Origin of the sequence: Desulfolutivibrio sp. (assembly GCF_036584575.1) — a bacterium.
Lineage (GTDB): Bacteria > Desulfobacterota > Desulfovibrionia > Desulfovibrionales > Desulfovibrionaceae > Desulfolutivibrio.
In genome coordinates this window covers 1-14,491 of the sequence record NZ_JAZHDB010000182.1, presented here as the reverse complement: position 1 = coordinate 14,491, position 14,491 = coordinate 1, and the positions used below count along the sequence as shown (strand labels likewise).

The following is a 14,491-nucleotide window of genomic DNA, read 5'->3' as shown; positions in this document are numbered from 1 at the left end:
CCGTGCTGGATTGCGTTATATCCACATAGACGCGATCCGTCTGCTGGATGACGGCAAGAACGGTAGGCTGATTTGCCGTAACCAGAGCGCCGACGGTCACGGACGAAGCCCCGATGCGCCCTGACACCGGCGCTTGGATTTCCGTGTAGGCAAGGTTGATGGCTGCGGCTTTCAATTCCGCTTCAGCCCTGGCGACACGGGCGAGGGCCTGGCCGTGCTGGGAAATAGTGTTATCCATATCTTGATGGCTTAGGGCCTCTTGGGTGATCAAAAGCCGCTGGCGTTTCTCCAGCAGGGCGATAGCTGCTACATTGGCTTGCGCCTCCACCAGGGATGCCTTGGCCGTGGCATAGGCGGCTTTGTGAGCCGCAGGATCGATACGGTACAAAACCTGCCCTTTTTCCACATCCGCGCCTTCTTCAAAAAGGAGATCAAGGATGATACCGTCAACCTGGGGCCTGACTTCCGCAGTTACAATCGCGGAAATCCGCCCCGGCAATGTGCTGGTCAGAGTGAGCTTTTCTTCGCAGACCACGGAGTACAGCACCTCGCTAGGCGCGGCTTTGGGCTGTTTTGCTGTGTCGCAGCCCGCCATAAGCAAAATACAACATAACGGTATGAGCACCCGCCATCCTCTTCTCTTCTCGATATCCAAAACCATTTAAGATACCTCTGTTTTATCCGGCGCAAGCAAATTCCGGCTTGCTGTTTTCTTCATTATGTGCAAGGCTAATGTATACAGTAACTTTAGAGTCAACAAAAAAATAAACATGGAAAAACAACTACTTACAACAGGAGAGTTCGCAAAGCTGTGCGGAACCCAAAAGGGTACGCTGCTGTTTTACGACAAGGAAGGGTTGCTGAAGCCAAAGCACGTTTCCGAAAATGGTTATCGATATTACGATATAGATCAATATTTTGAGTTCGACCTGCTCTCGATGCTCAAGGAAGTCGGCAGTTCGCTGAAAGAAATCAAAACGCATTTACGCCATATGGACGGCGAGGGTTTCATGTCCTTCCTCGAGGAGAAGCAGGTTGTCGCCAAGAGGGAATTGAACAGGCTGAGACAGCGGGCGCTTATGCTCGGGGACATGGCCGAGTGTCTGCGCGAAGCCTTGAATTTCGACTATGACGTATTGGTCGTGGAACAGCAGGAAGAAGAACGTCTGGAGGTGACGCCCACCGGGGTGACCCCGTCCGAATCACGGTGGGAATTTATCCTGCGTTTTGCCGAGTACAACGATGTCTATAAACAGCAGGAGCAAAAGCCCCGTTTTCCGTTTGGTTTTATTCTCGGCCTGGATGACGTGCGCCGGGGCAGCCACCTTGAGCGCTATTCCTTCCACCGGGCGAGGCGCACAACGCCGCGTTCTCGGCTTCACGTCAAACCTGAAGGGAAGTGCGCCACCCTGGCTCATAAAGGAACGGATGAAACGCACAGGCAGGCCCTTGTCGGAATGCTGGAGAAAATCGATTCCGCCGGTATGGCCATAAAGAGCGATATATATGTTTACGACATGATGAGCTATGTCATTAAGGAGACCGGGGACAGCTATGCGGTGAAGTATTGTGCTCTGGTGGAATAGCGTATATGGACTGCTCTCGATATGGAGTTTTGATTCAGTTGGTGGAGAGAGGTGTGAGGAAAAACAGGCGCCAGCCCCGGCCATGGGAGGCTGATGCCTGTTTTCTTATTGTTTTTTTAATCCAATCTTACCGGAGAGGGCGGGCATACTCCGCAAACGGCGTCCCCATAAGTCCCTGCACCAACCTCGCATCGGCGGTGACCATCACCCCGCTGAGCGCCACGGCCAACGTGACATACAGGCAATCGTACATGGCGCGGTCGGTCATGGACGCAATTTCCCAGGCATGCTGGCGCAACTGCGCGCTCTCATAATACGCAATCGGCTGCACCGCCAGATTCTCCCGCGCCTCTTCCGCCTCTGCCCGGCTCATGTCCCCCCGGCGCACAAACTTGGCCAGAAGATTGTCCATCTCGATCAGAAAAAAACCGGGGCATAGAGATCGATCCCGTGGCGCATGTATGCGGCGGCCGCATCACCGCCCGCCTGGGACGTGAACCGCTTCCCCGCCGCCGAGGCGTCAAAAATGATCGGCCTCAGTTGTCTCGGTCTTTCCGGAGAAGCGCCGTAGTGTCGGGAAAGACCCTCCCCGCCATGCGCCTGCGGAAATCCTCGAGTTTCGCCGCGGCCGCCTGATGATCCAGTACCTTGCGGGTGCTGGCTTGGCTCAGGATGACCCGCACCTCGGCCTCGAGCGAGCGGTTGTGTTCGGCGGCCAGGGCCTTGAGACGGACGACCACGCCTTCGTCCAGATCGCGAACCAGTATCTGCGCCATGATGTCGCACCCTCCATGCCTACCATCAATAGGTTACTTTATTGATGGATGCCAATTTTTTCCCCGTGTCGCGTTCTCTTCCGGTATCGCTCAGGCCGACCGGACACGGTGGACCGCCGCCGATCCAAGCCCACCGCATCCGCCACTCCGCACCCGTCTGCCGCTCCACACCCATCCGTCGCCCCACATCCATCTTGACAAACCCCTGCTTTTTGCAGTTCATTCCGTCAAACGGAGTGGAAACCGCATGTTCGACGAAATTGACCTTAAAATTCTGAACATCCTTCAGGAAAACGCCCGTACCTCCAACGCCGATCTGGCTCGGGCCGTGGACCTGGCCCCCTCCGCCGTCCTTGAGCGGGTGCGCAAGCTCGAACGCCGGGGCGTCATCACCGGCTACGCCGCGCATCTGTCCCCCCCGGCCGTGGGGCTGACGCTCACGGCATTTACCTTCGTGCGCGTGGAGGAGGCCGTGGGGGCCACGGACACCGGGCGGCTTCTGGCCGATCTGCCGGGCGTGCTCGAGGTCCACTACACGGCCGGGGCCGCCGCCTACCTGGTCAAGGTCCGGGTGGCCGACACCGCCGCCCTGGCCGGGCTTTTGCGGGAGATGGGCCGCATCGAAAGCGTGCGCGACACCAACACCACCATCGTGTTGGAGACGGTCAAGGAAACCGCCTCGCTGCCTCTCAACCACCATTCATAAAAAGGATCGCCGTCATGGATCAGGCTCTCGAAGCAAAAATCGTGGCCCGGGGAAAGCAGTTTTTCCAGAGCATCCGGGGTGAGGCCCCCTCCATCTTCAATAAGGGCTTCTGGACCGGCAAGGTCATGGACTGGGCCATGAAAAACGAAGACTTCAAGGTCCAGCTCTTCCGGTTCGTGGACGTGTTGCCCTACCTGACCACCTCCGACGCGCTCAGGCGCCACATCGAGGAATACTTCACCGGCCAGGGCGCGGCGGACATCCCGGCCGTGCTCAAGTGGGGCGCGGAAAAGTCCGGCATGTTCGGAGGGCTGGCCGCCGCCGTCATGGGCAAGGCCATCCGCTCCAACATCGAGGGCATGGCCAAGGGCTTCATCATCGGCCAGACCGCCAAGGAGGCCGTCAAATCCATCAAAAAGCTGCGCAAGGACGGTTTCGCCTTCACCGTGGACCTCCTGGGCGAGGCCACCATGAGCGAGGCCGAGGCCGACGCCTACCGCGACGGCTACCTGGAGGTGCTGGCGGCCATCGCCAAGGAGCAGCCCTCCTGGACGGCGCTCGGCGGCGGCAAGGGCGATCTCGACTGGGGAAGCGCCCCCCGGGTCAACGTCTCCATCAAGCCCTCGGCGCTTTTTTCCCAGGCCAAGCCCGTGGACATGGAAGGCTCCATCACGGGCATCCTGTCGCGGCTCGTCCCGGTCTACCGGGCCACCCGGGCCATGGGCGGGGCGCTGTGCATCGACATGGAGGCGCTCAAGTACAAGGACATGACCCTTGAGCTCTTCAAGCGCCTGCGCACGGACCCGGAGTTCCGCGATTATCCGCACCTGTCCGTGGTGCTCCAGGCCTACCTGAAGGACACCGAGCACGATCTGGCCGACCTTCTGGCCTTCGCCAAGGCCGAGGGGCTGCCCATCGGCATCCGGCTGGTGAAAGGGGCCTATTGGGACTTCGAGACTGTGGTGGCCAAGCAGATGGGCTGGGAGATTCCGGTGTGGACCAAAAAGCCCGAGACCGACGCGGCCTACGAGCGCCTGTCCACGGAGATCCTGCGCCACGCCGATATCGTCTACTTCCAGGCCGCCTCGCACAACATCCGCACCATCAGCCACGTCATGGAGACGGCTGCGGCCCTTTGCGTGCCCGGGAACCGTTACGAGTTCCAGGCCCTGTTCGGCATGGCCGAGCCCGTGCGCAAGGGACTTTTGGCCGTGGCCGGGCGGGTGCGCCTGTACTGCCCCTACGGCGAGCTTTTGCCGGGCATGGCCTATCTGGTGCGGCGGCTTTTGGAAAATACGGCCAACGAGTCTTTTTTGCGCCAGAGCTTCGCCGACGGCCAGGCCGAGGAGCTGCTCCTGGAAAACCCCCTGGCCACCCTTGCCCGCGAGACGTCCACGACCTGCCCGCCGTCGTCGCCGCCCGTGTCCAAGGGGGGGCTGACGCGCTTCGCCAACCACCCCATGCCCGACTTCACCGTGGCCGACCTGCGGGCCGCCTTCCCCAGGGCCCTGGCCGAGGTCCGGGCCGCCTTCGGCCGCACCATCCCCCTGGTCATCGGAGGCCAGGAGATCCTCACCGCCGACCGGCTGGCCTCGGTCAACCCGGCCGATCCGGACGAGGTCGTGGCCCAGGTCTGCCAGGCCGGGACCGCCGAGATCGATCAGGCCGTATCCGCCGCCAAGGCCGCCTTCGAGGGCTGGCGCGCTGCCGCCCCGCAGGATCGGGCCGCCGTACTCCTGAAGGCCGCCGACATCGCCCGGGAGCGCATCGTGGCTCTGTCCGCCCTGCAGGTTCTTGAGGTCGGCAAGCAGTGGGATCAGGCCTACGCCGACGTGGCCGAGGCCATCGACTTCCTGGAATACTACGCCCGGGAGATGATCCGCCTGGGCGCGCCCCGGCGCATGGGCAACCAGCCCGGCGAGCAGAACCGGCTTTTTTACGAGCCCAAGGGCCCGGTGGCGGTCATCGCCCCCTGGAACTTCCCCCTGGCCATCGCCTGCGGCATGTCCGCCGCCGCCGTCGTGGCCGGAAACTGCGTGGTTTTTAAGCCCTCGGGGCTGGCCTCGGCCGTGGGCTTTGGCCTGTGCGAGATCTTTCGCCAGGCCGGGCTGCCGGACGGCGTCTTCAACTACTGCCCGGGCCGGGGCTCGGTCATGGGCGACCATCTGGTCGAGCACCCGGACATCACCATGATCGCCTTCACCGGCTCCATGGACGTGGGGCTGCGCATCATGGAGAAGGCCGCCCGGGTCGTCCCCGGACAGGCCTATTGCAAGCGCGTGGTGGCCGAGATGGGCGGCAAAAACGCCATCATCATCGACGACGACGCCGACCTGGACGAGGCCGTCTCCAGCGTCCTGTATTCCGCCTTCGGCTTCCAGGGCCAGAAATGCTCGGCCTGCTCCCGGGTGATCGTCCTCGAGCCCATCTATGAGAAGTTCACCGCGCGCCTGAAAGAGGCCGCCGGGTCCGTCAAGATCGGCCCGTCCGAAGACCCGGCCAACTTCATGGGACCGGTGGTGGACGCCGGGCAGCAAAAAACCGTGGCCCACTACGCCGACATCGCCCGGGCCGAGGGCCGCATCCTCGTCGAGCGGCTTGGCGCGGGCAAGGGCTGCTACGCCCCCATGGTCATCGTCGACGGCATAACGCCCGAACACCGCCTGGCCCAGGAAGAGGTCTTCGGACCCATCCTGGCCGTCATGAAGGCCAAAACCTTCGATACGGCCATCGACATGGCCAACGCCACCCGCTTCGCCTTAACCGGCGGCGTGTTCTCGCGTAGCCCGAAAAACCTGGAGACCGCCAAAAAACGCTTCCGGGTCGGCAACCTGTACATCAACCGCAACATCACCGGCGCTCTTGTCGAGCGGCAGCCCTTCGGCGGCGCCAAGATGTCCGGCGTGGGGTCCAAGGCCGGCGGCCCGGACTACCTGCTCCAGTTCATGGACCCGCGCGTGGTGACGGAAAATACCATTCGCCGGGGATTCACGCCCATCGAAGAGGGCGACGACTGGTTTGAATAAAGGAAGCCGGGGCTGCTGACAAAGTCAGCAGCCCCGAAAAGAACAAGCAGGCTGCGGCAAGGCCCGCGCCGTCAGCGAGTCATTATCGTGTCTTTCCGCCCGGAGGCTTGGCCGCCGCTGGCGGCGCAAAGCCCAGGCATGGGCTTTGTCATCTCTCTTTGCGAGGAGGCGTCGCCTTCTCCCCGAACCCCTCCTCCGCCAGGTGGCCATTGTCTCCTGGAACCCGCAGAGGCTTCGTCCCTCCAACATCCTGTGCCAAGCCCAGACATCCGGCGGCCGGGTGTCAGATGAGTGGAAGGTCAAGATCAGCTTCCGGTTCTTCACGTAGAACCTCAAGGGCAAGTCGTTCATCAGCAATTCGAAAAATACCGTCCTGTCCAGGAATTACTTGGTGATGACCATCAAGCTGTATCTGGCTTGCTCGAGCATGCTGTAGGATGTCTTCATAGGTATGTAGTGTCAGTAAACAGCTGTGCAACAATTTGTTTTGTGACGATACAAATGTATTTATATCGTCTACAAGCGTATACAAAAAATACATATCAATGATTTGAATGGAGACGTATGTTGTTTTTTATCGCAGAGCAATAATAATTAATGAATGATAGAGAGGTATTAATGCCTTGACAGTTGGGATTCGTTTAGAAGATAAAATGTATTTTGCTTTAACAAAATAAACATTAATAAAATATAGATATTAGCTTGAAATCAGAGTGCATTGGTAGGATATAATGAATATTGTCAAGACAATATTCTGTTTGAAAGTTCAATGGGTCTTGCCTGAGTTTTAAAATAATATTAATTTCGCCTATGCCAGATGGACAATCGTTTGTGGCATGGACGTCGATGCTGAATCGTGTTTTGTTAAATTTATTTGTCGAAATTCAACCAGCGGATAGATGGATAGAGAAAAAAAGAGTGGTGTTGAAAGTGAATTGTAAACTAAAGCAACGTGGTACACAACATATAGAGGTGTTGATAGACGAGTAAATCGCTCAAGATAAATCGGGTTATATTTTATTCCAACGACCGGATTGTCCCAGAAAACCCAAGGATGATCCGGGAAACAGTTCCCGCCCGTTTTTTCAAGGGAAAAGGAGGAAAGTTGTATGTGGCGTTTTGACCCAGCTGCCAAGGGCGCGCCGAAGATCGACATCTTACGACATGTCAGGGTTGGTGTGAAACTCGTGGGCGGTTTCATCTTCATGGCGATTATCAGTCTCGTGGTCGGAGGGATCGGCGTTTATTCCGTACAGAAACTCGGCGGCCAGGCCCAAGAGCTTGGTCAGGTGAAGATGCCCGCCCTGAAGAATTTGCTCTATCTCCAGCAATCCCTCGACGAACTCATGATTGCCCAACGCACCTTGCTCATCCCCGATCTGGACGCGACGGTCAAAGACAACCAGTTTAAACGCGTCCAGAGAGCGCGTGAACGAGATGCAAACGCAATAGCGGAACTCGACAAACTGGCGAAAATAGCATCCATTGAGCAGCAGTGGGCGATGCTCAAGAAGGCATTTGTCGACGTTGGCGAGACAAATTCACTTTTCTTTGAATCGGTGAAGGAAAACAAAAAAGGCCGTATGATCGAGCTTGCTCTTGGCGTCTGTCGGGACAAGTTGTTAAAAGCCCAGGAGGAACTGGACCAGGTCGTCACTATTGTCAACAACAGCGTCAATGACGAAGCGCGCATTGCTCAGGACATGTCGAGCAGTCTTTTCTGGGTGACGATGGGCGGAATGGTCCTTGGAGCGTTGTTGGCTTTTTTCTTGGGACTTCACCTTGCCTGGGATTCGGTCAGACCGCTACGCAAGCTTGTTGCTTTTTCCAAGGTCGTTGCTGGCGGCAATCTCGACGAGAAATTGAAAATTACCCGGCGGGACGACTTCGGCATTTTGGCCGACGGTCTGCGCACGATGGTCGCGGCGCTCAAGGATAAAATAGCCGAGGCAGACGCAAAGGCTGCACAAGCCGATGCGGAGTCTCAGCGCGCCAAGGTGGCTACTGACGAAGCCCTCTCCGCCAAAGGAGAAGCAGAGCGCGCGGCGGAGAATATCAGCCAAACGGCGATCCAGTTGGAGAAGGTTGTGGAGATCGTCAACACCGCGTCGGCCGAACTCAGCCAGCAGGTTGAGCTATCCAGTCAGGGGGCGGGTGTGCAGTCAACCCGTGTAGCGGAAACAGCCACGGCCATGGGCGAGATGAACGCCACGGTGCTCGAAGTGGCCAAGAACGCCTCCCTGGCCGTGGAATCCGCCGAAGCAGCCCGGAGAAAGGCAGGCGAAGGCTCAGAGGTCGTTGAGCAGGTCGTCCAGGGAATCAACGCCTTACAGCGGGTTTCCATGCGCCTGCAGGAGGACATGGGGAGCCTGGGCCGCCAAGCGGACGGTATCGGGGCGATCATGAACGTCATCTCCGACATCGCCGACCAGACCAACCTCCTTGCCCTCAACGCAGCCATCGAAGCGGCCCGGGCTGGCGAAGCCGGCCGAGGGTTCGCTGTCGTGGCCGATGAGGTCCGAAAGCTGGCGGAAAAAACGATGTCCGCAACCAAGGAAGTTGGTGATACAGTCACCGGCATCCAGTCTGGAACCAGGCGCAATCTGGAGAACGTGAAGCAGGCCGTTGCCAATGTCGAACAGGCAACCGTCCTGGCCCTCAAGAGCGGCGAAGCACTCAGCGAGATTGTCCAACTGGTGGAAGTTTCCACGGACCAGATACGGTCCATCGCCACAGCCAGCGAGCAACAGTCGGCTACCAGCGATGAGATCAACCGCAACATTGAGGACATCCACAGAATCTCCTGCGAAACAGCAGACGCCATGCAACGCTCGACGCAGGCTGTGAGTGATCTTGCCAGCCAGTCCAACGTACTGCACGACCTTGTGGAAAAAATGATGCTGCCAAGCCAAGCGTAATAGAGGAACGCAATTCGTAAAGGATTTCTTCGACCCCACCAGCCGCGAGGAGGGTGGTGGGGCGAATGGTGGCCATGGACAAGTCTCAAAGCGTGTTTTGGCTTGAGGGCGAGGCCGCGAAAAGCGAGCGCATCCCCTGTCCGGAGTGCGGCGCGCTGTGTCGGCGTCACAAACAAGCGGATACGGCGAGTGGTGACGCATTCCATGTGCAACGCCTTGGAGCGATTCGATCTTTGCCGACTGTGTGGAACCGGCCTGGATGAAACGGCGACCACGTGCGGCCATCATTGCGACACCATCTTCGTGGGCATGGACCTTGAAAAACGCCCGGTGACCCTCGCGGCTCCTGCGGAGACGGGCGCCACTGCTCTCAAACGCAGGGCTGGAGGGACTCAAGGGCTTTTTCCAGGCCGCCCGTTCTCCAGGCAGAGGCTACTGGATGTGACCACCTTCAGCACCATGCTCAACCTGATAGGGGTACCCATCCACGAGCTTCTGAACAGGGGATTTCCATAGGAAACGTCGAAGCCCCAGAAGAGTCTTTCCCTCACCGGATTCTCTCCCTATCCTCCCTCCCATGTGCGGACGCTTCGCCCTGGGCATTCCCAGAAAAAGACTGGCCGAGGAATTAGGCCTGGACGCCGTGCCGGACGCGCCGGACAGGTTCAACATCGCCCCGGGCCAACTCGTGGAGGCCGTGGTGGACGCTGGCTTCGGGCGGCGCGAGATGCGGCTTTTTCGCTGGGGCCTGGTCCCGTCCTGGTCCAAGGAAGGGGGCAAGGGCCGGGGGTTCGTAAACGCCAGGCTCGAGACGGCGGCGGAAAAACCGTCGTTTAGGGCGGCCATGCGCTATCGGCGGTGCCTGATGCCGGCCTCGGGATTCTACGAATGGCAGGTCCGGCCGGGCGGCAAACAGCCGTGGTATTTTTATCGGGCCGACGGGCGGCTGGCGGCACTGGCCGGAATCTGGGAGCGCTACGAGGGCGCGATGGGCGAGATCATGGAATCCTGCGCGATTTTGACCACCGAGGCCGATGCGGTCGTGTCGCCGGTACACGAACGCATGCCCGTGGCGGTCGCCCCGGAGGACTATGGGCGCTGGCTCGATGCCGACATGCGCGACGGCGCTCGCGCGGTGTCGATTTTTCGACGCCTCGGCCCGTCGATCTGGGCCGGGCATCCGGTCGGGCCGGGGGTGAACCGGGTGGCGGCGAATGATGAGCAACTTCTCCTGCCGCTGACCAGGGGCTGATGGCGGGACATGGCGGGGCATGACGGGGATCATGGCGCGGCTTCGGCCGCGCTTTTCGTTTTTTTGGGGGAGGTTGCGGCGTTTGTGGCACTACATCTGCAATACAAGCGGAGCAGGGCAAAAAACTCCGCCGTGGGGGCGGAGTCTTGACCAACGGGGGAGGCTATGGCGATAGCACAAGAGGCAGCATCACAACGATTCCGCATCGCGCCTGTGGGGCGTCCGGACCAAACCGCGCCGGTCATCCGGCCCGGCGTGTTCCGACCCGGGCCGCTGGTGCAGGATGTCGAGCGGTTGTCGCGTCCAGGCGTGGTGTTGTCGGACGAGGACATCATAAACGTCCTGGTGAAATATTTTCACGCCTACATCTATCCCGGTTCCGAGGCGCATGCCGTGCCGCTTGGGGATATCTCCGAACTGTTCTGGCGGTTTTGCGGCATGTGGTGGGAGGGCACGCGGGATACGCCCGCCGATCTGGGCCTGCGCGGCACCACCGGATACGCCCTGCGCATGCTGGCCGATCTGCCCAAGACCGGACACATCTTCCGCTCCATCGCCGGACGCCCGGCCATGCCGAGCGACCTCGCCGACGGCTACGTGGGGCTCGACCTGGGCACGGGGACCGGAGTGCTGCTCTTGGCGGCGTCGCTCCAGGCCAGGCGGCGCGGGGCTGGGCGGTTCGACCTGCTGGGGGTGGAATACGACACCCTGGTGGCCGAACGCACCGGGCTTCTGCTGGACCGGCTCGGGGTGGGCCGGGTGGTGGCGGCCGACGCCCGGGATGCCCAGGCGTACATCGACATGGTGGACGGGCCGATCACCTTTGTGGCCAACGAAACCATCCCGGGCATGAACCAGCGCATGCAGTCCGAACACTTTTCGGCCATCCACGGAGCGCTTTTCGAGGCGGCGGCCGCCCGTTTGCGGGAGACGCTCTTTTTTCCGGAAGGCCTGGTGGCGGTGGAGCCCAAGACAGACGCCTCGGTGGTCCTGTCGCGGCAAAACCGGTTCCAGGTGCCGAAATACTACCGCAACGTGAACGTCTTTCCCCGGGCCATCATCATCGAGGGACGCCTGACGGCCCTGACCCGGCTCGGGAAAGACTTCCCCCGGCTCATCCCGCCCCAGGTCCGGCGCTTTCTGCCCAGACGTTGGTAAGGCGGAAACGTCGGGGCTGCCGCCTCGTACCGTTGCCGGGGCTGCCGCCCCGTACCCCGCCCGGGGGAAATCATTTCCCCCGGACCCCCTGACATCGTTGGCGATTCCCGAAAAGCGAAGCTTTTCGGGAATCGCCAACGAAAGTCAGGTCGGCCGGAGAACATGAGGTCTCCCGCACGCGGACGCGAAGCGCGCCATGTCCCCGGCCCTGTGTCTGCGGCGCAGAGCGCCGCAGACACAGGGCCGAAAAGAACTGGTTTTTTGCATACGGACGCGAAGCGCGCCAAAGTTTTTTGAAAGGGGTCCAGGGGGAAACTTTTTATCAAAAAAGTTTCCCCCTGGCGGCTACTTGCCGCGGAAGCGGCGTTCCCAGTCGTATTCCTTGGACGTGACCACATCCTCCATGCGGCGGATGCGGCGGCTGAGGCGTTCGAAGCGGCGCGTAAGTTCCTCGCGGCCGTTTTTTTTGTTTGCGGCGAAGCGGGAGTAGAAGTCGCGTTCGTCGTCGTTTCCAGGGGCCAGGACGGGTTCGGGGCGCAGCAGGAATCCGGCCAGCAGGTAGCCTCCGATCACGGGCCAGACGCCGGAGAAGACGGCCAGAAAGACCACGCCCACCCGGACCCAGAACACGGGTACTTCCAGATAGCGAGCCAGTCCCTTGCACACGCCGAGCAACCGGCCGTCCCTGGCCCGGTAGAGCTTGCGGTATTTGAGTTCCGAGACGTGTCTCATGGGTTGCCCCCTCCGCCATCCCGTCTGCCGGAGATGATGATGGTTTCCAGGCTCTCCACGCGGCCCTCCAACTGTTCCAACTGCCGGTAAAGCTCCTGGGCGGTTTCGGCCTCCTGGCGCTCGTCCTGGGCGTTTTTGCCGCCGGACTTGAACAGGCGGGCCGCCAGAACAAGGATTCCGCCCAGGATGACCACGCCGATGACCATGGCCCCGGCCACGATCAGGGTGACGAGAAGTTTGATCATGGTGTCTGGCTCCGCGTATCCGTCAGGCCCGAAGCAGCCGGGCGCAGGATCGTTGCAAGAGAAACAGGGCGAAGAGGGTAAAAAGCCGCAACGCGATTTTCATGTCACTTCCCGCCGTCGGTTTCGGCGCCCGAGGGGGCGACGCCGCGCAGGGCGGCCAGTTCCCGCTCGATGTCCTCGTCGGCCTCCATGCGGGCGAATTTTTCTTCCAGGGTCATGGGTTCGCCGGGTCGGGGCGCAGCGCCTCGCTCCCGGGGGGCGGCCAGATCGGCCTCGGCCTCCAGGCGCTCGATGCGGTTCTCGAATTCCTCAAAGCGTAGCAGGGTGTCGGCGGATTGTACACGCCGCAGCTCGTCCCCCGCCCGCTTCTTGCCAGCGGCGCGATGATGCCGGGCCACCAGGACGCGGCGTCGTTCCTTGGCCGAGGCCAGCTTTTCCTCAAGCTTATCGAGATCACCCTTGCAGGCCTCGATCATGCCTTCGAATTCGGCGGTCTCGGCCTCCATGGCCAGGGCGCGTTCCTCCAGGCGACGCTTTTCCAAAAGCGCCTCCCGGGCCAGATCCTCACGGCCTTTGTTCACGGCCAGCTTGGCCTTGCCGCGCCACAGCTCGGCCTGCTTTGCGGCCTCGTCGCGCTGCCTGCGGGCCGTGGCCGCCTGGGCCATGGTGCGGGCGCAGGAGGCCTTGAGTTCGACCAGGGTCTCCTCCATCTCCTGGATCATGAGCCGGATGAGCTTTTCGGGGTCTTCGGCCTTGTCGAGCATGGCGCTGATGTTGGCGTTGATGATGTCGCGGAAGCGGGTGAAAATACCCATGGTGGTTCCTCCTTGGGGCGTTTGCAGCGATAAAGCAGGGTTCGTGCCATATAAAAAAACCAATAAATATAATAAGATAAGTTTTTAATGAAAAAGAAAAGTGGTTGAAAAAAACAATGTATGGCAAAAAAAGCCAAAAGGTGGTGATAATGGCGAACAGCTATCATTCTTCGGACCAGGGCCTCAGCGAGGCCATCGGGCAGTCCGACGCCTTTTTGGCCTTTCAGGAACGCCTCTCCGCCGTGGCGGGCGTGTCGCGGCCCGTCATCCTGCTTGGCGAACGCGGAACCGGCAAGGAACTGGCCGCCATCCGCCTGCACTACCTCTCCAGGCGTTGGGACAAGCCGCTTATCACCCTCAACTGCGCCGCGCTGCCCGCCTCGCTGCTCGAATCCGAACTTTTCGGGCATGAGCCCGGGGCCTTCACCGGCGCGCTCAAGGTCCGCCACGGCCGCTTCGAGGCCGCCCGCCAGGGCACCCTGTTTCTCGACGAGGCCGCCTCCGTCCCGCTCTCCGTCCAGGAAAAAATTTTGCGCGTCGTGGAATATGGCACGTTCGAGCGCTTGGGCTCCTCCGAGCAAAAGCGCGTGGATGTGCGGCTCATCGCCGCCGCCAACGCCGATTTGGCCGCCATGGCCCGGCAGGGAACCTTCAAGCCCGATTTGCTGGACCGTTTGAGCTTTGAAGTGCTGCATCTGCCGCCGCTACGCGTTCGGCACGGCGACATCCCCCTGCTTGCCGCGCGCTTCGCCGCGCGCATGCAGGCCGAACTCGGGCACAAATCGCCCCCCGAATTTTCCGCCCAGGCCATGGCCGCCCTTGAGGCCCATCCCTGGCCCGGCAACGTCCGGGAACTCAAAAACGTGGTGGAGCGGGCGGTGTTTCGCGCCGCAGGCAAACGCATCCGACAGGTGGACTTTGACCCCTTCGCTTCGCCGTTTCCGCCGCTTCCCGCGCCCGTTGCCTCAGCATCATCCCCCGCCGTCCCGGCATCTCCGGCTGCGGCCATCTCGTCGCCCGATTCCCCCAGCCTGCCCGCCTCGCTGCCCGACGCCCTGGCGCGCCTCGAACACCGCCTCGTGCACGACGCACTCGCCGCCGCCAACCATAACCAACGCCGCGCCGCCGAACTGCTGGGCCTGAGCTACCACGCCTTTCGCGGCGTCTACCGGAGGGCGAGGCGTGAGGAGGAAGGAGATGAGGGGAGAAGGGGTGATGAAGGAAAAGAGGACCGGGGAAGGGAACCCCTTTTGTGAACAAAAGGGGTTCCCTTCCCC

At 60.8% G+C, this 14,491-nt stretch carries 13 protein-coding genes; 7 read left to right on the top strand and 6 right to left on the bottom strand.

What is annotated here, in order from left to right; genetic code table 11:
• A partial coding sequence (locus V3572_RS13320; RefSeq protein ID WP_332111503.1) for an efflux RND transporter periplasmic adaptor subunit occupies window positions 1-661 on the bottom strand: 661 nt, incomplete at its 3' end.
• A gap of 109 nt (window positions 662-770) precedes the next feature.
• On the opposite strand from V3572_RS13320, the gene V3572_RS13315 reads away from it, so the two are divergent.
• Complete coding sequence (locus tag V3572_RS13315; RefSeq protein ID WP_332111502.1) at window positions 771-1,586, top strand: MerR family transcriptional regulator; 816 nt, start codon at window positions 771-773, stop codon at window positions 1,584-1,586.
• Window positions 1,587-1,713: 127 nt separating this feature from the next.
• Here the strand turns inward: V3572_RS13315 and V3572_RS13310 are convergent, their stop codons facing one another.
• Complete coding sequence (locus tag V3572_RS13310) at window positions 1,714-2,049, bottom strand: type II toxin-antitoxin system VapC family toxin (RefSeq protein ID WP_332111504.1); 336 nt, start codon at window positions 2,047-2,049, stop codon at window positions 1,714-1,716.
• Between the two features lie 73 nt (window positions 2,050-2,122).
• Entirely contained in the window at window positions 2,123-2,362 is a 240-nt protein-coding gene (locus V3572_RS13305) for a FitA-like ribbon-helix-helix domain-containing protein (protein ID WP_332111500.1), read from the bottom strand.
• A gap of 247 nt (window positions 2,363-2,609) precedes the next feature.
• On the opposite strand from V3572_RS13305, the gene V3572_RS13300 reads away from it, so the two are divergent.
• From V3572_RS13300 to V3572_RS13275, 5 genes are all read left to right on the top strand, one after another.
• Window positions 2,610-3,068 carry an Lrp/AsnC family transcriptional regulator gene (locus V3572_RS13300; RefSeq protein ID WP_332111499.1) on the top strand — a complete coding sequence of 153 codons (459 nt, stop codon included), beginning with the start codon at window positions 2,610-2,612 and terminating at the stop codon, window positions 3,066-3,068.
• A gap of 14 nt (window positions 3,069-3,082) precedes the next feature.
• The gene (locus tag V3572_RS13295) at window positions 3,083-6,094 is read left to right on the top strand and encodes a proline dehydrogenase family protein (RefSeq protein ID WP_332111498.1); all 3,012 of its coding nucleotides are present in this window, start codon (window positions 3,083-3,085) and stop codon (window positions 6,092-6,094) included.
• Between the two features lie 1,109 nt (window positions 6,095-7,203).
• Window positions 7,204-9,012, top strand: a complete 1,809-nt coding sequence (locus V3572_RS13290) for a methyl-accepting chemotaxis protein (protein ID WP_332111497.1) — start codon at window positions 7,204-7,206, stop codon at window positions 9,010-9,012.
• A gap of 577 nt (window positions 9,013-9,589) precedes the next feature.
• Window positions 9,590-10,264 carry an SOS response-associated peptidase gene (locus tag V3572_RS13280; protein WP_332111496.1) on the top strand — a complete coding sequence of 225 codons (675 nt, stop codon included), beginning with the start codon at window positions 9,590-9,592 and terminating at the stop codon, window positions 10,262-10,264.
• 165 nt (window positions 10,265-10,429) lie between these two features.
• Complete coding sequence (locus V3572_RS13275) at window positions 10,430-11,422, top strand: hypothetical protein (RefSeq protein ID WP_332111495.1); 993 nt, start codon at window positions 10,430-10,432, stop codon at window positions 11,420-11,422.
• 345 nt (window positions 11,423-11,767) lie between these two features.
• Here V3572_RS13275 and pspC read toward each other — a convergent pair whose 3' ends face one another.
• From pspC to V3572_RS13260, 3 genes are all read right to left on the bottom strand, one after another.
• Complete coding sequence (gene pspC, locus V3572_RS13270; RefSeq protein WP_332111494.1) at window positions 11,768-12,154, bottom strand: envelope stress response membrane protein PspC; 387 nt, start codon at window positions 12,152-12,154, stop codon at window positions 11,768-11,770.
• Window positions 12,151-12,399 carry a hypothetical protein gene (locus V3572_RS13265; protein WP_332111493.1) on the bottom strand — a complete coding sequence of 83 codons (249 nt, stop codon included), beginning with the start codon at window positions 12,397-12,399 and terminating at the stop codon, window positions 12,151-12,153. The genes pspC and V3572_RS13265 overlap by 4 nt, the downstream gene beginning before the upstream one ends.
• A gap of 104 nt (window positions 12,400-12,503) precedes the next feature.
• Complete coding sequence (locus V3572_RS13260; RefSeq protein WP_332111492.1) at window positions 12,504-13,214, bottom strand: PspA/IM30 family protein; 711 nt, start codon at window positions 13,212-13,214, stop codon at window positions 12,504-12,506.
• A 149-nt stretch (window positions 13,215-13,363) separates the two neighbouring features.
• Between V3572_RS13260 and pspF the strand changes: the two genes are divergently transcribed.
• On the top strand, window positions 13,364-14,470 hold the full coding sequence (gene pspF, locus V3572_RS13255; protein WP_332111491.1) for a phage shock protein operon transcriptional activator: 1,107 nt from the start codon (window positions 13,364-13,366) through the stop codon (window positions 14,468-14,470).
• The last annotated feature ends 21 nt before the right edge of the window (window positions 14,471-14,491 follow it).